Origin of the sequence: Kutzneria chonburiensis (assembly GCF_028622115.1) — a bacterium.
Classification (GTDB): domain Bacteria; phylum Actinomycetota; class Actinomycetes; order Mycobacteriales; family Pseudonocardiaceae; genus Kutzneria; species Kutzneria chonburiensis.
The window spans coordinates 450,087-474,841 of record NZ_CP097263.1; the positions used below are offsets into that span (position 1 = coordinate 450,087).

At 70.4% G+C, this 24,755-nt stretch carries 22 protein-coding genes; 11 read left to right on the forward strand and 11 right to left on the reverse strand.

Annotated elements, in window-relative coordinates; genetic code table 11:
* The first annotated feature begins 26 nt into the window (after positions 1 to 26).
* Both M3Q35_RS02250 and M3Q35_RS02255 read left to right on the forward strand, forming a co-directional pair.
* On the forward strand, positions 27 to 710 hold the full coding sequence (locus M3Q35_RS02250) for a methyltransferase domain-containing protein (protein ID WP_273939886.1): 684 nt from the start codon (positions 27 to 29) through the stop codon (positions 708 to 710).
* Positions 707 to 1,720: a type III polyketide synthase gene (locus M3Q35_RS02255; protein WP_273939887.1), complete on the forward strand. Its 1,014-nt coding sequence runs from the start codon at positions 707 to 709 to the stop codon at positions 1,718 to 1,720. Before M3Q35_RS02250 ends, M3Q35_RS02255 begins: the two co-directional genes overlap by 4 nt.
* Here M3Q35_RS02255 and M3Q35_RS02260 read toward each other — a convergent pair.
* From M3Q35_RS02260 to M3Q35_RS02275, 4 genes are all read right to left on the reverse strand, one after another.
* Positions 1,693 to 2,541 carry a phosphotransferase family protein gene (locus M3Q35_RS02260; RefSeq protein ID WP_273939888.1) on the reverse strand — a complete coding sequence of 283 codons (849 nt, stop codon included), beginning with the start codon at positions 2,539 to 2,541 and terminating at the stop codon, positions 1,693 to 1,695. The two genes, M3Q35_RS02255 and M3Q35_RS02260, sit on opposite strands and share 28 nt — an antisense overlap.
* On the reverse strand, positions 2,538 to 3,302 hold the full coding sequence (locus tag M3Q35_RS02265) for a TIGR02452 family protein (protein ID WP_273939890.1): 765 nt from the start codon (positions 3,300 to 3,302) through the stop codon (positions 2,538 to 2,540). The genes M3Q35_RS02260 and M3Q35_RS02265 overlap by 4 nt, the downstream gene beginning before the upstream one ends.
* A 54-nt stretch (positions 3,303 to 3,356) precedes the next feature.
* The gene (locus M3Q35_RS02270) at positions 3,357 to 4,208 is read right to left on the reverse strand and encodes a hypothetical protein (protein WP_273939891.1); all 852 of its coding nucleotides are present in this window, start codon (positions 4,206 to 4,208) and stop codon (positions 3,357 to 3,359) included.
* A 123-nt stretch (positions 4,209 to 4,331) separates the two neighbouring features.
* On the reverse strand, positions 4,332 to 5,225 hold the full coding sequence (locus M3Q35_RS02275; protein WP_273939892.1) for a methyltransferase domain-containing protein: 894 nt from the start codon (positions 5,223 to 5,225) through the stop codon (positions 4,332 to 4,334).
* Positions 5,226 to 5,428: 203 nt separating this feature from the next.
* Here M3Q35_RS02275 and M3Q35_RS02280 point away from each other — a divergent pair, with 203 nt between their 5' ends.
* Together M3Q35_RS02280 and M3Q35_RS02285 are read left to right on the forward strand one after the other, a co-directional pair.
* Positions 5,429 to 5,869, forward strand: coding sequence for an RICIN domain-containing protein (locus M3Q35_RS02280; protein ID WP_273939894.1), 441 nt, complete (start codon positions 5,429 to 5,431; stop codon positions 5,867 to 5,869).
* 46 nt (positions 5,870 to 5,915) lie between these two features.
* Positions 5,916 to 6,836, forward strand: a complete 921-nt coding sequence (locus M3Q35_RS02285) for a TIGR01777 family oxidoreductase (protein WP_273939895.1) — start codon at positions 5,916 to 5,918, stop codon at positions 6,834 to 6,836.
* On the opposite strand, the gene M3Q35_RS02290 is transcribed toward M3Q35_RS02285, so the two are convergent.
* Complete coding sequence (locus M3Q35_RS02290) at positions 6,833 to 7,603, reverse strand: hypothetical protein (RefSeq protein ID WP_273939896.1); 771 nt, start codon at positions 7,601 to 7,603, stop codon at positions 6,833 to 6,835. The genes M3Q35_RS02285 and M3Q35_RS02290 overlap by 4 nt on opposite strands.
* A gap of 109 nt (positions 7,604 to 7,712) precedes the next feature.
* On the opposite strand from M3Q35_RS02290, the gene hrpA reads away from it, so the two are divergent.
* From hrpA to M3Q35_RS02310, 4 genes are all read left to right on the forward strand, one after another.
* On the forward strand, positions 7,713 to 11,609 hold the full coding sequence (gene hrpA / locus M3Q35_RS02295) for an ATP-dependent RNA helicase HrpA (protein WP_379793807.1): 3,897 nt from the start codon (positions 7,713 to 7,715) through the stop codon (positions 11,607 to 11,609).
* A gap of 48 nt (positions 11,610 to 11,657) precedes the next feature.
* Positions 11,658 to 12,155, forward strand: a complete 498-nt coding sequence (locus M3Q35_RS02300; RefSeq protein WP_273939898.1) for a SigE family RNA polymerase sigma factor — start codon at positions 11,658 to 11,660, stop codon at positions 12,153 to 12,155.
* Entirely contained in the window at positions 12,148 to 12,516 is a 369-nt protein-coding gene (locus tag M3Q35_RS02305) for a hypothetical protein (protein WP_273939899.1), read from the forward strand. Before M3Q35_RS02300 ends, M3Q35_RS02305 begins: the two co-directional genes overlap by 8 nt.
* Positions 12,517 to 12,602: 86 nt before the next feature.
* A complete protein-coding gene (locus M3Q35_RS02310) occupies positions 12,603 to 12,980 on the forward strand; it encodes a superantigen-like protein SSL4 (protein ID WP_273939900.1) in 378 nt (125 codons plus the stop codon).
* Here M3Q35_RS02310 and M3Q35_RS02315 read toward each other — a convergent pair whose 3' ends face one another.
* The 4 genes from M3Q35_RS02315 to M3Q35_RS02330 are packed head-to-tail and all read right to left on the reverse strand — an operon-like array spanning position 12,981 to position 18,394.
* Complete coding sequence (locus M3Q35_RS02315; RefSeq protein WP_273939901.1) at positions 12,981 to 14,363, reverse strand: carboxylesterase/lipase family protein; 1,383 nt, start codon at positions 14,361 to 14,363, stop codon at positions 12,981 to 12,983.
* On the reverse strand, positions 14,360 to 15,718 hold the full coding sequence (locus M3Q35_RS02320) for an FAD-binding oxidoreductase (RefSeq protein ID WP_273939902.1): 1,359 nt from the start codon (positions 15,716 to 15,718) through the stop codon (positions 14,360 to 14,362). The genes M3Q35_RS02315 and M3Q35_RS02320 overlap by 4 nt, the downstream gene beginning before the upstream one ends.
* A 10-nt stretch (positions 15,719 to 15,728) precedes the next feature.
* A complete protein-coding gene (locus M3Q35_RS02325; protein WP_273939903.1) occupies positions 15,729 to 16,916 on the reverse strand; it encodes an alpha-hydroxy acid oxidase in 1,188 nt (395 codons plus the stop codon).
* Positions 16,913 to 18,394, reverse strand: a complete 1,482-nt coding sequence (locus M3Q35_RS02330) for an FAD-dependent monooxygenase (protein ID WP_273939904.1) — start codon at positions 18,392 to 18,394, stop codon at positions 16,913 to 16,915. Before M3Q35_RS02330 ends, M3Q35_RS02325 begins: the two co-directional genes overlap by 4 nt.
* A gap of 359 nt (positions 18,395 to 18,753) precedes the next feature.
* Here M3Q35_RS02330 and M3Q35_RS02340 point away from each other — a divergent pair, with 359 nt between their 5' ends.
* A complete protein-coding gene (locus M3Q35_RS02340) occupies positions 18,754 to 19,179 on the forward strand; it encodes a TetR/AcrR family transcriptional regulator C-terminal domain-containing protein (RefSeq protein WP_273944234.1) in 426 nt (141 codons plus the stop codon).
* Here the strand turns inward: M3Q35_RS02340 and M3Q35_RS02345 are convergent.
* A complete protein-coding gene (locus tag M3Q35_RS02345) occupies positions 19,156 to 20,613 on the reverse strand; it encodes a hypothetical protein (RefSeq protein ID WP_273939905.1) in 1,458 nt (485 codons plus the stop codon). The genes M3Q35_RS02340 and M3Q35_RS02345 overlap by 24 nt on opposite strands.
* Before the next feature lie 144 nt (positions 20,614 to 20,757).
* On the opposite strand from M3Q35_RS02345, the gene M3Q35_RS02350 reads away from it, so the two are divergent.
* Both M3Q35_RS02350 and M3Q35_RS02355 read left to right on the forward strand, forming a co-directional pair.
* Positions 20,758 to 21,858: a hypothetical protein gene (locus M3Q35_RS02350; protein ID WP_273939906.1), complete on the forward strand. Its 1,101-nt coding sequence runs from the start codon at positions 20,758 to 20,760 to the stop codon at positions 21,856 to 21,858.
* Positions 21,859 to 21,868: 10 nt separating this feature from the next.
* A complete protein-coding gene (locus M3Q35_RS02355) occupies positions 21,869 to 22,960 on the forward strand; it encodes an NADAR family protein (protein WP_273939907.1) in 1,092 nt (363 codons plus the stop codon).
* On the opposite strand, the gene M3Q35_RS02360 is transcribed toward M3Q35_RS02355, so the two are convergent.
* Entirely contained in the window at positions 22,932 to 24,533 is a 1,602-nt protein-coding gene (locus M3Q35_RS02360; protein ID WP_273939908.1) for a DUF885 domain-containing protein, read from the reverse strand. The genes M3Q35_RS02355 and M3Q35_RS02360 overlap by 29 nt on opposite strands.
* Positions 24,534 to 24,755: the final 222 nt, after the last annotated feature.

Below are 24,755 nucleotides of genomic sequence, written 5' to 3' on the forward strand. Positions count from 1 at the left end.
AACCATGAAAGTGACAGCCTGGTGTGGTGGGCGAAGAGTTCGACCGGTTCGCCGGTCAGTGGTGGCGGCCCGACGGTCCGTTCGCGATGCTGCACTGGCTCGCCGCCGCCCGGGGAGCACTTGTGCCACTCGCGGAGCGACCTGGGGCGTTGCTCGTCGATCTCGGCTGTGGCGGCGGGCTGCTCGCACCCCATGTCGCCGGCCTCGGCTACCGCCATGTCGGCGTGGATCTGGTCGACAGCGCGTTGTGGGAGGCCCGCGCACACGGTGTCGTGCCGATCAAGGGTGATGTGCTTCACGTGCCATTGGGTGACGGGTGTGCCGATGTTGTCGTCGCGGGCGAGATCCTGGAGCACGTGGCCGACCTCGACACGGCGGTCAGCGAGGCCTGCCGGCTGCTGCGGCCGGGCGGTCGGCTGGTGCTGGACACCCTGGCCGACACGTACCTGGCCCGGTTGCTGGCCGTCACGCTGGCCGAGCGGGTGCCGGGAGTGCCGCGGGGCCTGCACGACCCGGCGCTGTTCGTGAACCGCGAGCGGCTGGTCCGGTTGTGCGCGGCGGCCGGTGTGCCACTGTCGCTACGGGGTATTCGACCGTCCGTGCCCCAGCTCATCCGGTGGCTGCCGCGCCGAACGGGCAGGGTGGAGCTGGTGCCGTCGGCGTCGACGGCCGTTCTGTTCCAGGGCCGGGGGATTAAGGAGGCGGGATGACCGCCGTGAGCATCGCCGGCATGGGGCGGGCGCTGCCGGCCGCCGTGTCGCAGCACGAGCTGTGGGACGGCTACTTCCGGCAGCGCGTGGACTCACCCGGCTTCGGCGAGCGGATCTTCGCCAACTCCGGCGTCGTCCGCCGGCATGCCGCGGTGAATCCGCTGGTCGAGGACGTGTCGCGATGGTCGACCGGGCAGCGGATGAGTCGCTACCTGGCCGAGGCCGTGCCGTTGGGGTCCGGCGCGGTGTCGTCGGCGCTGGCGGAGGCTGGGATTGCCGCGTCGGAGGTCGGGCTGTTCGCCGTCGCCTCGTGCACCGGGTACGTCAGTCCTGGCGTGGACGTGCACGTGGCGGCGGAGCTCGGGATGCCGGTTGACCTGCGGCGACTGGTGTTCGGGCACATGGGCTGCTACGCCGCGATTCCCGCGTTGGGGGCGGTGTCGGACTACGTTGCCGCGCGCGGTCGGCCGGCCGTGCTGCTCAACGTGGAGATCACGTCGCTGCACGTGCAGCCCTCGTTGTCGCGGGACCAGGTCGTGGCTCACGCCCTGTTCAGCGACGCCGCCGTCGCCACCGTGCTCACGCCCGGTAGTGGTCTGGAGGTCGTGGACCTGGTGGCGCTGACCGATCCCGGCACGCCCGACCACATGACCTGGGACGTCACCGACCTGGGGTTTCGTATGGGCCTGTCACCCAAGGTGCCCGACGTGCTGGCCGTGCATCTGCGGCCGGCGGTCTCGGAGCTTCTTCGGCGCAACGGCGTCGACTCCGTCGCCGGCTGGGCCGTGCATCCCGGTGGGCCGCGGATCCTGGAGACCGTGGAGGACGTGCTGGGGCTGCCGCCGGACGCGCTGGACGCCTCCCGGGCCGTGCTGGCCGAGCACGGCAACTGCTCCTCGGCCACGGTTCTGCTTGTGTTGCAACGGCTTCTGGCCGTGGACGGGCCGATCGTGCTGCTGGCCTTCGGGCCAGGGCTGACCCTCTACGCCTTGCTGCTGCGCCACCAATGACGGCCGACGATCAGCTCCTCCAGGCCGCTGAGCCGCTCCGCCGTCAGGTCGGGTTCGTGGTTGAGGTCGTAGGCCACGAAGTACGCCTCACGGGCTTCGCACTCCGTGCGCAGCACGTCCTTGTGCGTGGCCGTCGCCTCGGCGACCAGGTCGAGCACGTCGGCCTCGTGCCGGCCGCTGAAGCGGATCAGGAAGAACCAGTCGTCCATCGGCTCGCCGAAGCGGGCCCACTCGAAGTCCAGCAGGGCAGTAACGGTCTCACCGTTACTCAGCCAGTTGTCCCAGAAGCAGTCGGCGTGCACCGGGACGGTGGTCTTGGCCCGCTCGGGCGCGTTCCCGGCGATCGCCTTCAGGCCGTCGACCAGGTGTTGCGGCACGTCCTTGAGACGGTCGATCTCCAGCTGGAGCGCGTCCTTGCTGGTGAAGCCGCCGTGGTCGAAGTCCGCACGCAGCGTCGGCAGGGCCTCGGCCGGCGGCGTCCAGTCATGCAGGCGTTCGAGCGTGTCGATCGCCTGCACGGCCAGGGTTCGCGCGGTCTTGGCGTCGATGTCGTCCATGCGGGGTGGTGAGCCGGGCAGGCGGGTGTAGCAGGCGTAGTTGACGCCGTCCTGTTGGCCGCTGGCCAGCAGCGGGGCCGTGATGCCGGCCGGCAGGTACGGCGTGAGCGCGATCTCCCGGCTCAGCCTGGTGTGGCGGTCGTTCAGCTTCACCACGATGTCCGTGCCCAGGTAGACCTGGTTGGACCGGCTGGCGGCCTTGGTCAGCGGGCCGGGGTCGCGGCCCAGCGCGGCGGCCGCGATGCCGCGGGGGTCGAGGTTCATCGCAGGCTTTCGGTGAAGGCGGCCAGGTTCTGCGTCCCCAGTACCGCGAAGACGACGTGCTCGAAGAACCTATTCTCGTCGATCGCCGCCCGGAACGCCCGCGAAACGGTGATCGGGTCGTTGCCGAAAACGCCGCATCCCCAGGCGCCCAGGACAAGTCGCGTGTGGCCATGCGCCGCCGCGACCTGGAGCACGCGGGCCGCACGCCGGCGCAGGATCGCCGGGATGTGGTGGGTCCGTTCGGGTTGGTTGCGCTCGACCGCGCCTCGGTTCGGCGCCGCGGCCGTCAGAAAGCTCACCGTGTACGGCTGGTTGAGCAGGCCGCCCCGGTCGTCGCGGAACACCGGCACGTCGGGGGAGTAGATCACCCGGTCGCTGTAGGTGAGGTCCTCGTGCGCGCGGTGGTGCGCGTAGAAGTCGCCGGCCTTCAGCTGATACGGGTACAGCGCCGAGCTGCGGGCGATGCTTTCCTCCTGGGCCTGCGCCCCGTTCAGGAAGCCGCCGCCCGGATTCCGGGCCGAGGCGAAGACCAGGGCCGCCGCGTTCGGCAGCCGCCGGGCCGCCTGGAGCGTCGACTCGTTCGTCACGTCGATCACGGGCAGCGATTGCCGCTCCGGCCGGTCCAGGGGCTCATCCGGCCGGTACAGCCGGGTGCGGTCCGGCTCGACGGTGATCTCGGCCCGGCCGGTCGCCGTCTCGTACCAGCCCCGATCACAGATCGCCACGGTCTCGGCGGCGGTCGCTCGCAGTTTCTCTCTCATCTCCCGGCCATTGTCCGGGCCCGGCGCAACCGGTTTCCGGGCCCGGACCCGGCGTCAGCCGACGACCTGCCAGTGGTTGTACTTGTTGATCATCTGGTAGGTGCGGCTCGAGCAGTGGTAGGCCGCGTCACCGGAGTCGAAGCGGGTGTCCGAGTTGGCCGTGCTGGCCGCCGTCCAGGTGGTGCCCAGCCGCACCTGGATGTTGTTGGCCGAGAACGTCTTGTTGGCCATGTCCGTGCAGGCGTAGCTCTGGCCGTTGCTCTGCAGCTCCGAGTACAGCTCGTTCACGTCCCAGCCGGTGGTGCCGGCCTGGGTGCTGCCCGAGGACGTGTAGAGCTTGTCGTAGGCCTTGGTGCTGTAGTTGTAGAGGTAGGCCACCCAGGTGCTGCCCGTCGTCTTCACGATCTGCGTCGTGTACGCGCCGCCGCTGGTGTACTTGCTGACGAAGGTCGCGTTGATCGCCACCGACGCCTCGAAGTCGATGTGGTTGCACCAGTCCCACGCCTCGACCGCCTGCGTGGTGTTCGTGTACACCGTCGTCACCTCGATGCACGAGCCGCCCGCCGGGTACAGCGTCGGCGTGTAGATCGTCGTGCCGCCGTTCTTAGGCTTCAACGCAGTGGTCACGCTCTGCGCCGCCGACGCGCCCGTGTTGTTGCCCGTGTTGATGAACGCCGTGCCGGCCGACGGGTGGATCGTCGCCGGCGCCGCCACCGCGTGGCCGCTCAGCCGCCGCCCCAGCAGGCCCTCGTGCGCCGTCAGGAACGACTCCTTCTGCTGCGCCGTCGCCTGCCGCACCGCGTCACCGCGCTGCACGCCCGCCACGTCCTGGCCCATCGGGTCGGTCGCATTCGCCGGCGCCGCCATCAGCACCACCGCCGCGCACGCCACCACCCCGGCGCCCATGCGCCGTAAAATGCTCGCTCGCATTGATTTGTCCGCTCGTCGCAGGGTTACGAGTGGCCCTCGACGCTACCGACGCCGCCGCGCCCGCGAACCGTCCGGAAGTCCTGTCCGCCGGCCAGGAAATCAACAGTGAACGGGTCGTCCGGGCTCGTCCAGCCACAGCGTCCACCCGTTCCCGCCGACCGTCAGCCCGAACCGTTCCCATCCCGGATCGCCGTGGTCCCGCCACCACTCGTAGGCCCGCTCGACTGCCGCCCACAGCGGGGTCGGTCCGCCTTCTCGTACGACGCCTTCGCTTACGTGGCACCAAGAGCCGTCCGGCGACCGCAGCATCGACGCTGTCGGCTGCCGGGTGGCCGGATCCAGTGTGTAGCCGTAGCGCAGACCGGTCGGGAGTGCTCGGGCCGCCAGGAACCACACCTCCCGGTGGTCGTCCCATGGCCGCGCCGGCGCCGTCGTCCTCCGGTGGCCGTGTCCCTCCGCCTTCGGCGCCTCGGCCAGATCGACGTCGCCGTCGTGCCGCATCGCCATGAACGCTGCCCACCGCTTCGTGAAGCGCCCCTCGAGACAGTCTTCGTGCTTGGTCAGCAGCACCAGATTGCCCGCGCCGGTGTTGACCTTGACGTCCACCAGCACCTTGCCGCCGTCAGTCACCTGGCCGAGCCAGGCCGTCGGCACGTTCGGCACCGCGCAGGTGGCGATGATTCGGTCGTACGGGCCGTGCTCCGGCCAGCCGCCGACGCCGTCCACCTCCGCCAGCCTCGGCCGCCGCCCGATCTCCGCCAGCCGCTTGCGGGCCATCCGCACCAGCTCAGGAGCCACGTCCACCGAGTACACGTTCTCGTCCCCGAGCCGATGGGCCAGCAGCGCCGCGTTGTATCCCGTCCCCGTGCCGATCTCCAGCACCCTCGGCGTCTCCGCCACCGCCGCCGCCCACGCCGGATCCGCCAGGTCACCGCTGTCCCGCAACCGCTCCGCCAGCGCCGCCGCGCTCACCGCCCAGCCCTCGCCCGTCACGCGGGCACCCCCGTCAGCAGGTCGGCGAGCTGGGCCGTCAACGGTGCACCGGTGGCGTTCTCCACGAACCCATACTGGCCGGAAGTACGAGGAGTAACCCGATTGAGGGGTACAAGCTGTCGCGGCCTGCCGGAGTGAATTCCCGGGCCCACCGGGAACGTGCTCCCTGGCGGTCGGGACGAGCCCGGTCGAATACTCGGGCAATGGTCACATTCACGGGAAAGGCGCTGCTCACGGTCGGTGTGGCGGCGGTGCTGGGGTTGGGGCTGGCGGCCCCGGCGCAGGCGGCGAACGGGCTGATCTACAACAACGGCACGGGGCAGTGCATGGCGGTGGATCCGAACCGGATCTACGTGGGAGCGCCGGTGGTGCAGGCGAGCTGCAACGCCTACGAGGCGCACTGGAACTGGGGGCCGCTGGGCCTGTTGAGCAACCAGCGGGCGGGGTTGTGCCTTGAGGTCCCGAACGGCGGCGGCTACGCGTATCTGAACAACTGCGGCGGCCCGTACCAGCAGATGGACCTGACGCCGTCGACCGGCCTGATCGGGGTGCACAACGACAACCGCCGGATGCTGGGCATCGACGGGACGGGGCGGGTGCTGTCGTCCCTTTACGGCGCGTCGAACCAGTACTGGTCCTGGTGAGCTAAAACCCTGACTCTTCGAGTCAGAACTAGAGTAGTCTGGGTTCGTGAAGATCGTGCTGCCGGGCGGGACGGGACATATCGGCGAGCTGCTGGCCGGGGCGTTGCGGGACGAGGGCCACGAGGTGGTGGTGCTGAGCCGAGGCCCGGGCCACGTGTGGTGGGACGGGCGCACCCAGGGCGCATGGACCAGGGAGATCGACGGCGCGGATGCCGTGGTCAACCTGGCCGGACGCAGCGTGAACTGCCGTTACACCCCGGCCAACCTCCGGGAGATGATGGCCTCCCGGGTCGACTCGACGCGGGCGGTGGGGGAGGCGATCGCCAACGCGAGCCGGCCGCCGGCCGTGTGGCTCCAGATGAGCACGGCGACGATCTACGCCCACACCTTCGGCCCGCCGAACGACGATGTCACGGGGGTGATCGGCGGCAGTGAGCCGGACGCGCCGGGCTACTGGGAGTACAGCGTCCGCATCGCCAAGGCGTGGGAGGAAGAGCAGCGCAAGGCGGTCACGCCGACCACCCGCAAGGTGGCGCTGCGGACGGCGATCGTGATGTCGCCGGGCCGCGGCGGAGCCTTCGACATGCTGCGCCGCATGGCCCGGCTCGGCCTGGGCGGACCGATCGCCGGCGGCCGGCAGTTCGTGTCCTGGATCCACGAGCAGGACTTCGTCCGGGCCATCGATTTCCTGCTGGCCGGCGACATCGACGGCCCGGTGAACATCGCGGCCCCGAACCCGTTGCCGCAGCGGGACTTCAACCGCATCCTGCGCACGGCCAACGGCCGCCTGATCGGCCTGCCGGCGACGAAGTGGATGGCCGAGATCGGGGCCTTCGCGCTGCGTTCGGACACGGAGCTGCTGCTCAAGAGCCGCCACGTCGTCCCGGCGCGGTTACGGCAGGCCGGCTTCGAGTTCGAGTTCCCGACCTGGTCGGAAGCGGCCTACGACCTGACGGCCCGAACCTAGAGCAGCTCCAGCGCCAGCTCACGCGCCGAGTCGACGTCCCCGGCCACCCGGACGAGGGAACTCTCGGTCACCCCGCCGGCCGGATCACCGACGACGACGTGCGGGATGCCGGCCAGCAAGGCCAGGAGATGCCCGTGCAGGTCGTCGGTCACGAGCACCCGCCCGCCGCCCAGCACGGTCAGCGCGTACTGCACGTGGGCCTTGGACAGCGGCACGAAGGTGGCGGACAGCGCCCGCCAGGTGCGACGGGCGAACTCGGGGTCGCGGAACGCTCGTGAGCGCAGCTCGGCGTTGGCCCGCGCGGTCACGCGCTGACGCGGCGTGTAGGCCGGTTCCGGCGACTCCCAGGACACGACCCGGCTGCTCACGCCCTCGGGCGGCGCGCCGTCGGCGCAGTGCCACAGCACGTCGACCTCGACGCTGCCCAGCCGCGGTAACGCCCCCAGGGCCAGCGCCAGCGGCGGCGCCTTCAGGTCGGCGAGGGACACAACCGGCAGGTCAGACCCCACGGAGACACCGCCGGCCAGCAGCAGCGGCCCGTCAACGGCCTCCGGGCACAGCGTCTCCGACAGGCACTGGTACGCCACCCGCACGCCCAGCCGCCGCAGCGCGATCCGGGTGCCCAGCCACGCGGCGGGCTCACCGGGGGAGTCGGGGTCGGGAAAGTGCACCAGGGAGACCCGGCGGGCCTCGCCGAGCACGGCGCGCAGGCCGTCGTCGACAGCCGTGTTCAGCGACCGGAGCAGCGTGCAGTCGGGATGCGGCACCAGCAGATCATGGCAGGCTCGGCTGTCACCTAGACTGGGAGGGGAGAGAAAACCACGCGCGTGTCCGAACCGCGGGTGGCTACGCTGATCGAATCAACTTGCGAATCAAATGGGATCGCCACCGGTGACTGCTGCCCACATCGAACTGCCCCAGCTGATGCTGCGCGACGAGCATCGGCTGCGTCGGCGTATCGACGGCACGCGCAAGATCCGTGACGAGGCGAAACGCCGCGCCGCGCTGGCTCAGATCGACGACGAGGTGCTGGCCGCGCAGGCCAAGCTGGCCGCCCGGGTCGCCGCGGTGCCGCGGATCGATTACCCGGCAGAGCTGCCGGTCAGCCAGCGCCGCCAGGACATCCTGGACGTGATCCGGGACAACCAGGTGGTCATCGTGGCCGGCGAGACCGGCTCGGGCAAGACCACCCAGCTGCCCAAGATCTGCCTCGAGCTGGGCCGGGGCCTGCGCGGCGTGATCGGCCACACCCAGCCGCGCCGGATCGCCGCCCGCACGGTGGCCGAGCGGGTGGCCGAGGAGCTGCGCACCGAGTTGGGCAAGGTGGTCGGCTACAAGGTCCGCTTCACCGACCAGGTCGGCGACGACACGCTGGTCAAGCTGATGACCGACGGCATCCTGCTGGCCGAGATCCAGAACGACCGGCTGCTGTCCCGCTACGACACGCTGATCATCGACGAGGCCCACGAGCGCAGCCTCAACATCGACTTCATCCTGGGCTACCTCAGGCAGCTGCTGCCGCGCCGCCCCGACCTGAAGGTGATCATCACGTCGGCGACGATCGACCCGGAGCGGTTCTCCCGGCACTTCGGCGACGCCCCGATCGTCGAGGTCTCCGGCCGCACCTACCCGGTGGAGACCCGGTACCGGCCGGTGATCGACCCGGAGGATCCGGACGCCGACCCGGACCGTGACCAGGTGCAGGCCATTCTCGACGCGGTGGACGAGCTCCAGGCCGAGGGCCCCGGCGACATCCTGGTGTTCCTGTCCGGCGAGAGGGAGATCCGCGACACCGCCGACGCACTGTCCAAACAGGACCTGCGCAACACCGAGATCCTGCCGCTGTACGCGCGACTATCCGTGGGCGAGCAGCATCGGGTGTTCCAACGCCATACCGGCCGCCGGGTCGTGCTGGCCACCAACGTGGCCGAGACCTCGCTCACGGTCCCCGGCATCAAGTACGTGATCGACCCGGGCAACGCCCGCATCTCCCGCTACAGCCACCGGCTCAAGGTGCAGCGGCTGCCCATCGAACCCATCTCGCAGGCGTCGGCCAACCAGCGCAAAGGCCGCTGCGGCCGAGTGTCCGAGGGCATCTGCATCCGGCTGTACTCCGAGGAGGACTTCGAGTCCCGCCCCGAGTTCACCGACGCCGAGATCCTGCGCACCAACCTCGCCTCCGTGATCCTCCAGATGATCGCCGCCGGCCTCGGCGACATTGCCGCCTTCCCGTTCATCGACCCGCCGGACCGCCGCAACATCAACGACGGCATCGGCCTGCTCCAGGAACTGGGCGCGCTGGACAAGGACAAGCTGACGCCGATCGGCCGCCGGCTGTCCCAGCTGCCCGTCGACCCCCGGCTGGCCCGCATGGTCGTGGCCGCCGAGGAGAACGGCTGCGTGCGCGAGGTCATGGTGATCGCCGCCGCACTGTCCATTCAGGACCCCCGCGAGCGGCCGACCGAGCAGCAGGAGCAGGCCCAGCAGCAGCACGCCCGGTTCCGGGACAACGACAGCGACTTCATCAGCTTCCTCAACCTGTGGAACTACCTGCGGGAGCAGCAGAAGGAGCTGTCCTCCAACCAGTTCCGCAAGATGTGCCGGGCCGAGTTCCTGAACTACCTGCGGGTCCGCGAGTGGCAGGACATCTACGCCCAGCTGCGCCAGGTGGTCAAGGGTCAGGGCGTGTCGGTCAACGGCGGCGACATCGACACCAAGGGCATCCACCTGTCCCTGCTGGCCGGGCTGCTCTCGCACCTGGGCATGAAGGACGTCGTCACGAAGGGCGTGCCGCGCAAGGGACCCACCGAGTATCTCGGGGCCCGTGGGGCCAAGTTCGCGATCTTCCCGGGCTCGGCCCTGTCCCGCCAGCAGCCGCAGTGGGTGATGGCCGCCGAACTCGTCGAGACGTCCCGGCTGTGGGCCAGGACCGTGGCCAAGATCGAACCGGAGTGGGCCGAGAAACTCGGCGCGCACCTGGTCAAGCGCAACTACAGCGAGCCGCACTGGGAAGCCAAGCAGGGCGCGGTGATCGCCGTCGAGAAGGTCACCCTGTACGGCCTGCCGATCGTGGCCGCACGCCGGATCAACTACGGCCGTATCGACCCCGAGGTGAGCCGCGAGCTGTTCATCCGGCACGCGCTGGTGGACGGCGAGTGGCGCACCAGCCACCAGTTCTTCCACCACAACCGCAAGCTGCTCGACGACGTCGAGCAGCTGGAGGACCGGGTCCGCCGCCGGGACATCAAGGTCGACGACGAGACCCTGTTCGACTTCTACGACAAGCGGGTCGGCGCCGAGGTGGTGTCGGTGCGGCACTTCGACACGTGGTGGAAGAAAACCCGGCGCGAGCAGCCCGACCTGCTCACCTTCGATCCGGACATGCTGATCAACGACAGCGCCGACGGCGTCACGCCGGCCGACTACCCGGACCACTGGACGCAGGGTGGCGTGGAGCTGCCGCTGACGTACCGGTTCGAGCCCGGCCGTCGCGACGACGGCGTCACGGTCCGAGTGCCGCTGCCGGTGCTCGGCCAGGTCGACGGCGACGGCCTGGCCTGGCAGATCCCCGGCCTGCGGCTGGAGCTGGTGACGGCGCTGATCAAGTCGCTGCCCAAGCAGATCCGCCGCAACTTCGTGCCCGCACCGACCTTCGCCAAGGCCGTGGTCGACCGGCTCGGCCCGAACGACCAGCACGTGCTGGAGTCCGTCGAACGCGAGCTGCGCACGCTGTCCGGCGTGACCATCCCGCGCGAGGCGTGGCAGCTGGACCAGGTGCCGGATCACCTCAAGACCACCTTCCACGTGGTCGACGAGCAGGACAAGACGCTGGCCGAGGGCAAGGACCTGGCGGCGATCAAGGAAGACCTGCGGGCCACCATGCGCGCCGCGCTGTCGGCCGCGCCCAACGACATCGAGCGCACCAACGTCACGACCTGGGATTTCGGCACCCTGCCGCGCACCCATCGCCAGGCCGTCACCGGCTACGAGGTCACCACGTACCCGTCGCTGGTCGACCGCGGCGACCACGTGGACGTGAAGCTGCTGGACAGCGCCGCCCAGCAGCGTGCGGCCATGGCCCTCGGCACGCGGCGCCTGCTGCTGCTCCAGCTGCCGTCGCCGGTGAAGCTGATAGTCCGCAGCCTCAGCAACGACGCCAAGCTCACCCTGAGCCGCAACCCGCACGGCGGCGTGCCGGCGCTGCTCGACGACTGCATCGCCACCGCCGTGGACAAGCTCGTGGCCGACGGCGGCGGTGTCGTGTTCGACCAGGCCGGCTTCGAGAAACTGCTGGTCCGGGCCCGTTCCGGGCTGAACGAGACCGTGCTGGACGTGGTGAACCGGGTGCGCCGGGTGCTCAACGCCGCGCACGCCGTGGAACGTCAGCTGCCGGCGGCCAAGTTCGCCCCGGACGCCTCCGTCGCCGACATCCGGGCGCAGCTGCGCAGCCTGGTCCACGCCGGTTTCGCCGCCGAGACCGGCTACCAGCGGCTGCCCGACGTCGAGCGCTACCTCAAGGCGATCGAGCGCCGGCTGGAGAAGCTGCCGGAGAACCCGCAGCGGGACGTGCAGCGCACCGAGGAGATCGCCGAGATCACCGGCGAGTACCGGGCGCTGCTGGCCGCCGTGCCCAAGGGCGAGCCGGTGGACAAGGCGCTGCGGGCCATCGGCTGGATGATCGAGGAGCTGCGGGTCAGCTACTTCGCGCAGACCCTCGGCACCGCCTACCCGGTGTCCGAGAAGCGGATCTACAAGGCGATGGACGAGCTGTGAGCGAGCTTGCGAGCAACTTCGGCCCGGGCCGCGGCGTCTAGCCTGTCGATGTCCTTCGACGAGTTCGTGCACGAGCACCAGCAGGCGCTGGTCCGCTATGCCACGCTGCTGTGTGGCGGGCAGGGCGACGCCGAGGACCTGGTGCAGGAGGTGCTGATCCGCGTGTACCCGCGGTGGGACGCCCTGGAGGGCTCCCGCTACGCCTACGTGCGGCGGGCCGTGACCAACGAGTTCCTGTCGTGGCGGCGACGGTGGAGCACCCGGCACATCTTCACCACCGCCGAGGTGCCCGAGGAACGGGTCGAGTTCGGCTGGGACGAGCCCGACCAGCGCCTGGCCCGTGAGCTGCGGAAACTGCCCCGGCAGCAACGGGCGGCGGTCGTGCTGCGTTATTACGAGGACCTGACCGATCCGGAGATCGCCGCCTTGCTCGGCTGCCGCGAGGGCACCGTGCGGGCCCACATCAGCCGCGGACTGGCGGCGCTGCGGTCGGTGCTGGGATCGGAACGCGTCCAGGAGGATGTCGGAGGGTGGGGCCATGAGTGACGAGGAGGACGAGCTGCGGCGGCTGTTGGCGGCTCGGGCCGACCGGGTGCACTCCAGCCTGTCCGGCCCGGCCATTCGGGCCCGCGCTTCGGTCCGCTCACCGCTGCGGCGCTTCGCACCGGTTCTGACGGCCGCGGCCGTGCTGGCGGTCGTCGTGGTCAGCCTGGTGTTGTTGCAGCGTGGCGGCGGTGCGCCGGTGCCTCAGGTGCCGCCGGCCGCGCCCGTGACCACGTCGCAAACGGTCACCGTCTCGCCGACCACGGCCGTGGAGACGACCACCAAGCATTCGTCGGACAGCACCACCTCGCCGACGAACACGACCAGGACGACCACCGAGACGACCACCACGAAGACGCACTGAAACTTTTTCCCGGCCGCTGCAACAGATCCGGCCCGGGCCGCATGGAAGTGGTGTCAGACCCTCAGAACCGAGAGGACACCCCTCCAATGCGTATCCCCGCTGTGCTGCGCTCCCGTAAGGCCATCGTGGCGGCGGCGGTCACCGTCGGCGTGCTGGGGGCCGGCACGGTCGCCATGGCGGCGACCTCGGCGTCCGGCGGCTCGCCATCGCCGACCGTGACCACCAGCCCCGCCGCGTCGGCGCCCGTGACCACGTCGCCGATCGAGACGACCAGGACCACGGAGCCGACCTCGTCGCCGATCGAGACCACCAAGGTCGCCTCGCCCACCGAGACGACCAAGGTCGCCGGGCCGACCGAGACCACGCGGACCGCGTACCCGACGGAGACGACCAACAAGTACCCGACGGAGACGACCAGGACCACGACCTACCCGACGGAGACCACGACCACCAAGCACCACTGATCAGCCGAAGCTCCGGACGACCCCGGCCGCCCAGCCGGGGTCGCCGGTCTCGGCGAACCGCACCCAGGCCGCGTTCATCTCACTGGCCAGCTCCCGCGGCGGCTCCGACCCGACCAGCCCTTCGGCACTGGCCAAGGTGTCGAAGACGAACGGCAGCTCCAGGCCGTGGCAGGCGCCGAGCCGGCCGTCGAACAGCGGCGACCGCCAGTCGAAGCGGTACCGGTAGGCGCGGCCGGGATGCTCCTCGGCCAGCCGCCGGGCGCCGTCGGCGAACACCAGGTCGGTCATCGCCTCCAGGAACATCTCGCCGGTCGGCCGCTCGCCGAGGCCGTAGCGTTTGAGGATCTCGGCCGCGTCCGGCCTCGAGTTGGCCAGGAGCGCCACCGCCTGCTCGTCGGTGATCACGTCGAGCAGACCGCTCGGCACGAAGTAGAGCCGCATCTCCTCGGCGTTGCTGCCGGCGATCAGGTCGACGTCGGCGTCCATGTTCTCGCGCGGATGGGTCGGCAGCACGTCGTCGCCGAGCACCGGCTGGAACGGCGCCAGCCCGACGCCCGTGTCGACACCGTTGGCATCACGCATGTCCAGCGTCTGGCCGGGCGTGATGATCTCCGTCTGCACCGCTTGCAGCTGCGCGGTGGACAGCGTCCGGAACGCCGCCGCGGTCGCCGGCACGCCCAGTTTCGCGGCCAGCCCGTCGACCAGCACCCGGGCGTTGTCCGGGGTGCGGACCATGTCCGGGTGGCCGGACTCCACGATGGCCCGCCGGAACAGTCCACGGGCCAGCGGCGAGCCCAGCAGGCAGGAGATGCTCATCCCGCCGGCCGACTCGCCGAACACCGTGAGGTTGTCCGGGTCGCCGCCGAACGCCGCCGCGTTGTCCCGCACCCAGTGCAGGGCCGCGATCTGGTCGCGCAGGCCGAGGTTGGTGTCACCGCCGTCGAGCGGCAGGAAGCCGTCGATGCCCAGGCGGTAGTTGATCGTCACGAGGACCACGCCGCGGCGGGCGAACGCCATGCCGTCGTACACCGCGGCCGACCCGGTGCCGTAGACGAACGCGCCGCCGTGGATGAACACCATCACCGGCAGCCCGCCGGCCGACGGGTCGGGCGTGTGGACGTCGACGGTCAGAAAGTCGCCGCCCTGCCGGTGATCGCCGCCGAGAATGGAGCCGAGGTCAAGGCCCGGCAGCTTGCGCACGGTCTGCGGCGCGATCGGTCCCGGCCTCGTCGCGTCCCGCTCACCGTCCCATGTGGACGGTTGCGGCTTGGCGAAGCGCAGCTCACCCTCCGGCGCCGCCGCGTACGGGACGGAGCGGAACCGGTGGATGCCGTCGACGACCTCGCCGCGGATCCGGCCGGAGCCGGTGCTGATCACGGTCACGCGAACACCTTCCCTGGGTTGAGAATCCCGTGCGGGTCAAGGGCTTTCTTGACCGCGCGGTGCATGTCCAGCACCGCCGGACTGAGCTCCTTGACCAGGCCCGGACGCTTGAGCAGACCCACCCCGTGCTCGCCGGTCACCGTGCCGCCGAGCCGGAGCGCGTCGTTGATGATGTCCTCGAACGCCGCCTGCGCCCGTCGTCGGGCACCGTCGTCGTCCAGCGGCGTGATCAGCAGCGGGTGCAGGTTGCCGTCGCCGACGTGCGCCACGTTCGCGATCACCGTGTCGTGCCGGCGGGCCGCCGCCTCGATCCGGCCCAGCATCTCGGCGATCTTGTTCGTCGGCACGCACACGTCCTCGGTCAGCACCGGGCCCAGCCGCTCCAGCGCCGGGTAGGCCAGTCGGCGGGCCGAGAACAGGGCGTCGGCCTCCTCCTGGTCGGTCGACATCGCCGCCCAGGTCGCACCGGCCTGCTCGAAGCACTTGAGCATGGCCGCGGCCTCGTCCTCGCCGGGCGTGTCGGTGCGGCCCAGCAGCACCACCTCGGCCTCGGCCGACAGTCCCATGTTCTTCCAGGCGTCCACCGCCTTCAGGCAGTGCTTGTCCACCAGCTCCAGCGCCGACGGCACCACACCCGCGGCGACCACCGCCGCCGCGGCCTCACCGGCCGCGACGATCGAGTCGAAGTAGCCGGCCACGGTCCGTTCCGCCGCCCGCTTCGCCTTCAGCCGCACGGTGATCTCCGTGATCACGCCCAGCGTGCCTTCGCTGCCGACCATCAGGCCGGCCAGGTCGTAGCCGGCCACCCCCTTGGCCGTGCGGCGGCCCAGCCGGACGATCTCGCCCGTGCCGGTCACGACCTCCAGGCCCAGCACGTAGTCCCGGGTGACGCCGTACTTCACACAGCACACCCCACCGGCGTTGGTGGCCACGTTGCCGCCGATCGTCGACCAGGGCGAACTGGCCGGATCCGGCGGGTACCAGAGGTTGTGCCCGGCGCACGCGGCCCGTAGGTCGTCGTTCACCACGCCCGGCTCGACCACCGCCAGCCGCTCCACCGCATCGATCTCGGTGATCCGGTTCAGCTGGTCCATGGCGACGACCACACAGCCGTCGACCGCATTCGCCCCACCGGACAGCCCCGTGCCGGCGCCCCTGGTCACCAGCGGCGTCCCGTGCTCGATGCAGGTTTTCACCACTGCCTGCACGTCCTCCGCACCACGCGGCCGCACCACGGCCGCCGGCAGCGCCCACGGCGCCCATTCGGCTTCGTCGTGCGCGTAGCTCCGGAGCACGTCCGGATCCGTCACCACGCGATCCTCGGGCAGCACCGCTCGCAGGTCGTCGATCAGCACGCCGTCCAGGCTAAGCCCGCAACCTCACTTTCTCCCGGTCAAGATCGGTGATGGAGTTGGCCCCCACCAGCCTCATCGTGCGTTCCAGCTCCTCTCGCAGGATGGCGATCGCCCTGGCCACGCCCCGTTCCCCGCCGGCCATCAGGCCGTACAGGTAGGGCCGCCCGATCAGGCAGGCTTTCGCCCCCAGTCCCACCGCGGCCGCGATGTCGCCGCCGGTGCGGACGCCCCCGTCGACGTAGATCTCCAGCCGGTCGCCGACCTCGTCGGCCACCGGTGCGACCAGTTCCAGCGGCGCCGGGCCCCGATCCAGCTGCCGGCCGCCGTGATTGGACAGCACCACCGCGTCCGCGCCGGCCTCCGCCGCCCGCTTCGCGTCGTGCCGGCTCTGGATGCCCTTGACCACCAGCGGTCCGCCCCAGGTCTCCCGGAGCCAGGACACGTCGGCCCACGTCACGTTGCGGTCGAACATCTTGGTCCCGATGTCCGACGGGGCCAGCGAGCCGTCGCCGTCGAACGTCGCGAACCGGAGCGGCTCCGTGGTCAGCAGGTGCCACCACCAGCGGGGCTTGCTCGCCCCGTCCAGCAGGGTCTTGATGCCCAGCCGCGGCGGCAGCGTCAGGCCGTTGCGGACGTCCCGGACCCGGTTGCCCGGCACCGGCGTGTCGACCGTCAGCACCAGCGCCGTGTATCCCGCGCCGCGGGCCCGTTCGATCAGGTCGGTCGTGAAGCCCCGATCACGCCAGACGTAGAGCTGGAACCAGAGATCGGTGCCCTTGAGGTCCTCCGGAGCGGTCGTGCCCATTGTGGACAGTGTGTAGGGGACACCGGCTTGCGTTGCCGCGCCGGCCACTGCCGGCTCGCCGAGGTGGTGCATCATCCGCGTGTAGCCCGTCGGCGCCAGCACCAGCGGCAGCGCCGCCGGCCGGCCCAGGATCGTCGTCCCCGTGCTCACCTCGCCGCCGACCAGCACCCGCGGGCTGAACTCCACCCGTTCGAACGCGGATCGGTTGCGCCGCAAGCTGATCTCGTCGTCGGCCCCTCCTTCCACGTAGTCGAACACCGACCGCGGCACCCTTTTCGCCGCCGCCGCACGGAGATCTCTCAGCGTGTGGGCCCTCTTGACGGGATCCAGCTCCGGTGCTCGGGGCTGCAACAGCGGTCGAAGATCCCGCCAGCGGGGCACACGTCGGCTCATGCCGGCCAGTCAAGCACTGTGCGCCAGGCGCTTTCCACCTCCTCCGGGGTCGTCGCGCCGACACTGCGCCAGGCGATGACGAAGTCCGGTCGTACCAGCGTGGCCCCCTCGGGCGTGATGCCGTACTTGGCGAAGAACTCCGGCTCCTCGATCACGTGCACGTCGATCGGCAGGCCCTTGAGCGCCGGATTTCCCGTGAGCACGACAAATCCGTGCCCCAGCCGGTCGGTGGTCGAGCCGTCGGTCAGCCTCACGAACGGGGCCCGGACGCCCGGCCGGCCCGTCGGCCGCTCCGGGTTCTCCCACAGGTCGTCGCCCGGCTCGGCCACGATCGCCCCGCCCAGTTGGCGGTAACCGAAGAACAGCGCGCTCACCGGCTCCACCGGCGCGGGCAGCGTCGGGTCGTCGGCCAGATCCGGCCGGCCGCGCTGGGTGTAGAGCAGGTACTGCTGGTCGGCCAGGATCGTCGAGTACGGCCGGCGTTCCGGGTCGTGGCCGGCCAGCAGGCCCGGGCCGGCCTCGCCCCTGGTCACCATGGCCAGCTTCCAGGCAAGGCTGAAGCCGTCCATGATCGCTGTGTTGCCGCCGAAGGCGCCCGTCGGCGGCATCATCCTGGCCGCGTCGCCGACCAGGAACACCCGGCCGTCGGTGAACCGCTCGGCCACGCCGTGCCTGGTCTGCGACCGGCCGTGCGGCAGGTCCAGGATCTTCGGCTCCAGATCCGGAATCCCCGTGGCCGTGCGGATGATCTGCTTCCAGTCCTTGTCGCCGACGGTGTTCGACACCCCGACCGCGTAGCGGCCCGGGACGTCCGTGCTCACCAGCACGCCCGCGCCGCCCGGCAGGTCCGGGTTCAGCAGGTAGGCCAGGAACTGTTGCTGGCCTTGGAGATCGGCCTCGAAGAGCGCCCCCGTCCCCTCTCCGAGCACGCCCCTCCCCACGAGTTCGATGCCCAGCGTCTGCCGGATCGGGCTCCGGTGGCCGTCGGCCGCCACCAGGTAATCGACCTCGACCGTTTCTTCCGTCCCGGTGTCGAGGTTCCTGAGCACCGCCGTGACCCCGTTGTCGTGCTGCCGCCACGACACCAGTTCCGTACTGAACCGCAGGTCCGCGCCCAGTTCGCGGGCCCGGTCGGCCAGGATCGGCTCCATCCGCTCCTGGCTCACGTCGGCCCAGGGCGCCTGCGACAGGTGCGTGAAGTCCGGGGATTCGGTCAGGATCTCCTGCAGCACCGGGCCGTTCAGGCTCACCGCCCGGATGATGCGGAACTTGCCGTCCTTCGGCGAGGCGTCGAGCACCCGTTCGTCCACCCCGGCCACCCGCAGCGCCTCCATGACGTGCGGAAACTGCCCCCTGGCCTTGGGATGCACCGATGTTGTCGGGTGCTTCTCCACCAGTAACGGCGGCGCCCCGTGCAGTGCCATGAACATCGCCGTCGACAGCCCGGACAGGCCGCCGCCCACCACCAGCACACTCATCTTCTCCACCCCTTCGAACCCCGTTCGTTTCTCCGAACACCGTTTCTAGTCGCGAACGGCGTTCGTGTCAACTAGGGTGTGGGGGTGTCACTTCCCGAACCGCCGTGGCGGCAGCCCAGGCGTCGTCAGCTCAGCCGCGAGTTGATCGTCGACGTCGCCTACCGGCTGCTCGACCAGGTCGGCATGGACGGCGTGAGCATGCGGCGGATCGCCGTCGAGCTCGACACCGGGCCCGCTTCGCTGTACGCGCACGTCAGCAACAAGGACGAGCTCCAGGAGCTGCTGCTCGAGCGCGTCCTTTCCGAGGTTCCGCGCGAGGCCCCCGACCCCGCTCGCTGGGCCGACCAGCTTCGCGAGCTCTGCCGGCACACCCTCGACGCCTTGATCACGTACAACGGCATCGCCCAGGTCGCGCTGGCCACCATCGTGCCCGCCGGCGAGGCCTCTTCTCCCAGGCCGAGGCCATGCTCGGCCTCCTTCGCGCCTCCGGCCTCCCCGACCCCCAGGTCGCCGTCGCCTTCGACGTGCTCAGCCTCTACGTCACCGCCTACGCCGTCGAGGCCAACGCCGTGCGCTCCGGGCAGTTCAGCGAGGCCGAGATCGCCGAACGCACCCGCCAGCTCGGCCAGTACATGGCCGCCCTGCCGCCCGACCGCTTCCCCGCCCTCCTCGCCCTCGGCCCCTTGTTGGGCTCCGGCGACCGCTTCGCGGCGGCGCTGGACCTGATCATCGCCGGCATCGAAGCCCTGGCGGCGCGAGCGTCAGAGATCAGCCAGAGCCAGTAGGCGGTCCATCTCCTCGACCGGCAGGACAGGCGAGCCGGCCGCCGCCTGCGCCACCCATTCCGTCTCGTCGGCCAGGAGGGCGACCAGCGCCGATGCCGGCAGGTTCGGGTGACCGGCGACGGCGAGGCGCACCTGGTTGCTGGGATCCCTGGCCAACTGCTCGGCCAGCTCGGCCGGCAGATCGGGATCGCGGGGCGCCAGTTGGCGCATCCAGCTGTCCGGGTCGGTCGCGAAGCGCCGCAACGTCTCCGGGGAGAAGTCGAACATGTCGGCCGGTCGCCACCGGGTTTTGCCGACCGGCGCGAACTCCCGGTCAATGCGCTCCATCGTCGTCGCGTCGACCTGATCCGGCGCGTGTCCGGCCATGGTCGTCCGCACCCTGCTGTCCGGATCGTCGAGCAGCCGCGCGACGACATCCGGCGCGAGTTCCCGGTTCGCCGCCGCGGCCGCCCGGAAGCACGGGTAGGGCGAGTCCACATAAGGCAGCGGATCGGCCTTGACCCAGGACAGCCGGACGGTCGCCAGCTCCAAGTTGGCCCAGTGGTCGGCAATTGCCTTCCCGCGTACCGCTTTGTCGACGTCACGGGCGAACATCGTCAGCACCGGGTCGGGGCCACTGCGGAGCTGGGCGTAGATCGCCGACCGCAGCTCCTCGGGGGTGTCCGGGCGGGTGAACACGCTGACCCTGACCCGGTTGTCGGGATCGGCGGCGAGCACGTCACGCAGCTCCGTGGGCAGCTGGGGATGCTTCGCGAGTTCTTGACGGACCGTGTGATCCGGATCTTCGACCAGGCGGGCGGCCGTCTCGTGGTCCAGGTCCACATGTCGGAGCACCCCGGTGCGGGTGGCCGGGTCGGCGAGCAGGGCCGGGATCAGGTCGGCCGGCGGCACCGGGTGCGGGCCCCGGGCGTAGTACGTCGAACAGGCCGCCGCTCGAACCTTGGCGTCCCGGTCGGTCAGCAGGGCCCGTCGAACCTCGACCGGCGCCTCCGGCCACCACCGCGCCAGCGTCGCCCTGACCTCGGGGTCCGGATCGGCCGCGAGCCTGCGGCGCTGCGCCACCGTCAACCGGTCGGACTGGGCCAGCAACTCTCGGGCGAAGCGGTCGGGGTCGTCGATCAGCGGCTCGAACAGCTCGGGCGGAGCACCTTCGCCACCGATCACCAGCGCAGACCGGATCATGTGGTCCGGATGCCGCGCCAGCCGCTGCCGGAACTCGTTGGGCAGCTGTTGGTTCAGTGCCAGCATGTGGACCAGGTCGGGCCGGTCGTCGTCGAGGATCTCGGTGATCATGTCCGCCGTGAGGTCAGGCCGCTTCGCCACCCGGCCCATGCCTCTGCCGCCCTTCAGCAGCCGCCGGACCATGTCGGCCGGCAGCGCCGGGTTCAGCCCGAGGGCGTCGAGCACCTTCACCAAATGGACGGGGACCGACATCGGCGTGCTCCCAGGGCTCCGCGCGTTCGCTACGCCGTCGATTCTGGGGTGTGGCCGATGCAGCCCGGGCAACCTTCCCCTTGGAGCGTAATCCAGCACGACAAAGCGGTCTGCCGCCGTGTCGTGATGTGCGATCCTCGCGGCGTGATGGAAGCGGCGAGACAAGAGCTGGCCAAGGTGCGGGCACGGGCGGAGTGGCCGGAGCTGGGGTACGAAGAGGGCAAGGATGCGGAAGGGCTCACGTACGACCGGAACGCGGTGCGCCGGGCGAAGGTGTTGTGGGCCCTGCAGTACGACCATGGGCCGGAAGATCTGCCGCTGGTGCGGTGGATTGCGGAGCAGGAGGCGCGCTGCCGGCACGAGGCGCCGTTTCAAGGGATGACGGAAGAGACGGAGCTGGCGGGGTTTCTGCTGGCGGAGCACGGAGAGCTCCAGGACGTCTGGCGGCACTGGCAGATCAAGCGGGCCAACTTCGACACGTGGTGCGGCTACGACCTGCAATACCTGGTGGCGGCGGGGGTGCGTGCGACGGTGGACTTCGTGCGGGCCAGTGATGATGCCGAACGGGACGGCGTGCTGGAACGGCTGCTCGACGGTGCAGGGGAGCCGCACGTGTCCGAAGAGGAGCTGGACGAGTGGCGGCAGCACATCCGCCAACGTTTCTCCACCGACCCGAACGACGAGGATCCGCTCACGTGGGTCGAACGGGCGAAGCTGGCCGGGGAATTCGAGCTGGCGCGAGGGGACTTGACCGACTGGGCCGCCGGGCGGCCGCGGGACAAGGCGACGTTGAGTGTGCTGAGCTACGAATGGGCCGACCTCGGCGATTTCGCGGCGGCGGCGGAGGCTCAACGCGAGAGTGTGGCTTTTGCCGACACGGCATGGGATTCGGCCTCGGCGTGGCAGCGGCTGGCCGGCCTTGAACGCCAGGCGGGCGATGCTGAAGCGGCGTGGCAGGCGCTGGTCGAATGCCGCAAAGCCCTGGCCGATGTCGCCGACTGGCAGGGAGTTGGGCTCGGTCGCATGTACGTGGAGGAGCTGTTCCTGCTGACCGCCACGGCCCCGGCCGACCTGGCCCCGACCGTCTTCGCCGAGGCTGACCGCCAGGCCCGAGAAGTCCCCGGTCTGCCCCTGGTCGTGCTGCGCGCAGCGGTCGACGCCGCCGAAAGCGTCAACGACCAGGCCAGCGCGGAACGGTATCGCGACCTCCGCGATGCCGAAGAAGAACGCATCCGGAAGCCGTAGGGTCGGCGGCGTGGGGAGCTTCGACAAGACGTACCGGGTTGTGGACGGCCAGCGGATCGAGGGGGTGATGCGGCCGGCGTTCATCAACAACGGCGGCCGCTACTTCCTGACCAACCTGAGGATCTACGCGGACGGCATGGTCGACTGCTGGGGCCACTGCACCCTGGAGGAGTTCGCGGACAAGGTCCGCAAGGGCTGGGTGGCGACGGTGCTGCCGGACGGCGCGCAGGCCTCGGCCCTGCACGTCGGGCACTGGACGATGTCCGAACCCGGCGGCTGGGTGGACGCGGACGGGCTGATCGGCGAGGTGGCGGACGAGATCGACACGCTGGCGGGTCGGCCGGACTCGACGAAACGCTGCCTGGCCACGGTGGACGAGTACCTGGCCGAGCCGACGGAGGAGAACCGGAAGCGGATAACCGAGGCGTACCAAGCGATCCCGGAGCACCTGAGGATGTACGCCCTGGGGGACATGGACCGCAAGGACCGGCCGCTGCAAGCGCTGGCCTTCGATCAAGGTGAAGAGGCACGGCAGCACGCCATCGCCTACTTCGCCCAACAGCGCCAGATCAAGGAGACGTACGAGACCAAGGTGCCGGCGGATGGTCCGGACACCTCGGAACGGTCGACGATCACGATCCGCGGCACGGTCTACCCGAAGGGATGGCCCACAGATCCGGGATTCGAGGTGCTGCAGAACAAGTTCCCCGCGCCGATCACGGTCGGCGACGCCACCTATCCGACCGTGATCCACGCGTACTGGGCGCTGAGCACCTCTGACGACGAGCAGCGCCAGCTGATCGCGGAAGCCGAAAACCCTTACCAGGCGCAGAAGCTGGCCGAAGCCGTGCCTCGGCGCCCAGGCTGGGCCGACGCTCGGCTGGCGGTGATGACCGGCCTGCTGCGGGCGAAGTACCGACAACACCCGCAGCTGGCCAAGGTCCTACTGTCCACAGGGGACGCCACCCTGGTGTCGAACGAATACGCATTCTCCGGATTCTGGGGCCCGAACGGCCGGCACTGGGTGGCGCGCCTGCTGGAGGTCGTCCGGTCGGAACTGGCGGCCGAACGCATCACACCGATGCCACCCACTCCTCGATGAGCTCGGCCAGCACGGACAGCGGCACCGGGCCCTCGCCGAGCACGGCCTCGTGGAAGTCACGGATGTCGAACCTCGAGCCGAGCCGGGCCTCGGCGTCCCGGCGCAGCCGCTGGATCTCCAAGCGCCCCACCATGTACGCCAACGCCTGCCCGGGAGCGGCCAGGTAACGGTCCACTTCGGACACCACGTGGTGGGGTGCCATCGGGGTGTTGGCCAGCAGGTAGTCCATGGCCTGCTGCCGCGACCAGCCCTTGGCGTGCAGGCCGGTGTCGGCGACGAGCCGGCCGGCCCGGGTGGAGTCCATCATCAGCATGCCGAGCCGGGACAGGTCGTCGGAGTACAGGCCCATCTCGTCGGCCAGCCGCTCCGAGTACAGCGCCCAACCCTCGCGGTACGCGGTGACGGAGCCGGTGCGCCGCAGCATGGGCAGCTCGGTGCGCGACTCGGCGTTGGTCACCTCGAAGTGGTGCCCGGGCACGGCTTCGTGGAACGAAGTGACCTCGTTCTTGTATCGCACGGACTCCTCGGGCACCGCGGTGTTGACGTAGTACGTGCCGGGCCGCGAGCCGTCGAGGGAGCCGTGCCGGTAGGCCGGCGGCGTCGAAGCCGGCACGGACGGCGGATACGGCATCACGGCGCACGCCGTGGCCGGCAGCCGCCGGAACCAAGCTGGTGCGGCGGCCTCGGCCCGATGCACGGCGACCTCGGCGGCGGCGACCATCTCCTCCGCCGTGGACCACCGCAGCGACGGGTCGTCCCGCAGCCGACGGAAGATCTCCTGGAGGTCGCCAACCCCGAACACAGCCGTCCCCAGGTCGACGTATTCACGGGCGAGCCCGTCGATCACGTCCAGCCCGATCTGGTGCAGCTCGTCGGGCGTCAACGCGGTGGTGGTGTGCTGACGGGCGAGGGCCGCGTAGCGCTCGTCGCCACCGGGCAGCCAACACAGCCCGGCGTTCGAGGTGTCGCGGCCGCGCGGCAGCATCTCGGCGGCGAGGAAATCCCGGTACGCCTTGATCGCCGGCGCCACCTGCTCCATGACGACCACGCGGCACGCTTCCGACCGGATGAAAGCGTCCATAGAGGTCTGATCGAGGTAGTCGATGGCCTGCTGCACGAGATGCGCCACCGGGGTCAGCCCGTCGGCCAGCCCGGCCCGCTGCCGCTGCGCGATGGTCTCCAGCACGGACGGCACCGCGGCCAGCCGCCGCGGGAAGTCCTCGCTCAGCGGCACGTCGAGCAGCGACGTGAGCATTCCGGCCACCGGCGTCAGCATCAGGTTGCTGACCGTGAACTCGACGTAGCGGCCCTCGATCTGGGCCGCCATCCCCGAGGCCTCGTGCACGATGGTCCGCTTGGTGAGCCGGTCGGACGGGCTCAGCCCCTCGTCCGGCACGGCCCGGGCCTGGTCGGCGATGGCCGTGACGGCGGCGAGGAAGCGCTGCTCGGCGGCCGTGCCGAAGTCGGTGAGCCGGTCGTCGTGTCCGGGTATGCCCATGAAGCTCGCGGCGAACGGGAACCGCTCGATCAGCAGGTCGAAGAGGTTGTCGGCGAGGTCGGTGACTGCTGACATGCATCCCCCAGGCACTAGATGTCAGTGGGGGAGGACACGACACGGCGGAAAACTGCCGTTATGCTTGCGTGCCTCGGTTCCCCCTGGCGGCGACCCTACCGGGATCGCCCTTCCGCCGGTCGGCGCCGACGAGCACGCCGATCGCCGCGCCCACCCCTACTCGCGGCTCGGGCGCAAGCACCTCTGGATCGGTCCCACCTCGGCGACTGACCGACTGGTTGA

What these genes read in the sequence shown, in the direction of transcription:
- M3Q35_RS02310 (WP_273939900.1), top strand. Translation starts at nt 12,603, where the DNA reads ATGCGTATCCCCGCTGTGCTGCGCTCCCGTAAGGCCATCGTGGCGGCG.
- hrpA (WP_379793807.1), top strand. Translation starts at nt 7,713, where the DNA reads ATGGGATCGCCACCGGTGACTGCTGCCCACATCGAACTGCCCCAGCTG.
- M3Q35_RS02360 (WP_273939908.1), bottom strand. Translation starts at nt 24,533, where the DNA reads ATGTCAGCAGTCACCGACCTCGCCGACAACCTCTTCGACCTGCTGATC.
- M3Q35_RS02255 (WP_273939887.1), top strand. Translation starts at nt 707, where the DNA reads ATGACCGCCGTGAGCATCGCCGGCATGGGGCGGGCGCTGCCGGCCGCC.
- M3Q35_RS02270 (WP_273939891.1), bottom strand. Translation starts at nt 4,208, where the DNA reads ATGGGCGCCGGGGTGGTGGCGTGCGCGGCGGTGGTGCTGATGGCGGCG.
- M3Q35_RS02260 (WP_273939888.1), bottom strand. Translation starts at nt 2,541, where the DNA reads ATGAACCTCGACCCCCGCGGCATCGCGGCCGCCGCGCTGGGCCGCGAC.
- M3Q35_RS02325 (WP_273939903.1), bottom strand. Translation starts at nt 16,916, where the DNA reads ATGAGCCGACGTGTGCCCCGCTGGCGGGATCTTCGACCGCTGTTGCAG.
- M3Q35_RS02265 (WP_273939890.1), bottom strand. Translation starts at nt 3,302, where the DNA reads ATGAGAGAGAAACTGCGAGCGACCGCCGCCGAGACCGTGGCGATCTGT.
- M3Q35_RS02330 (WP_273939904.1), bottom strand. Translation starts at nt 18,394, where the DNA reads ATGAGTGTGCTGGTGGTGGGCGGCGGCCTGTCCGGGCTGTCGACGGCG.
- M3Q35_RS02280 (WP_273939894.1), top strand. Translation starts at nt 5,429, where the DNA reads ATGGTCACATTCACGGGAAAGGCGCTGCTCACGGTCGGTGTGGCGGCG.
- M3Q35_RS02345 (WP_273939905.1), bottom strand. Translation starts at nt 20,613, where the DNA reads ATGTCGGTCCCCGTCCATTTGGTGAAGGTGCTCGACGCCCTCGGGCTG.
- M3Q35_RS02305 (WP_273939899.1), top strand. Translation starts at nt 12,148, where the DNA reads ATGAGTGACGAGGAGGACGAGCTGCGGCGGCTGTTGGCGGCTCGGGCC.
- M3Q35_RS02300 (WP_273939898.1), top strand. Translation starts at nt 11,658, where the DNA reads ATGTCCTTCGACGAGTTCGTGCACGAGCACCAGCAGGCGCTGGTCCGC.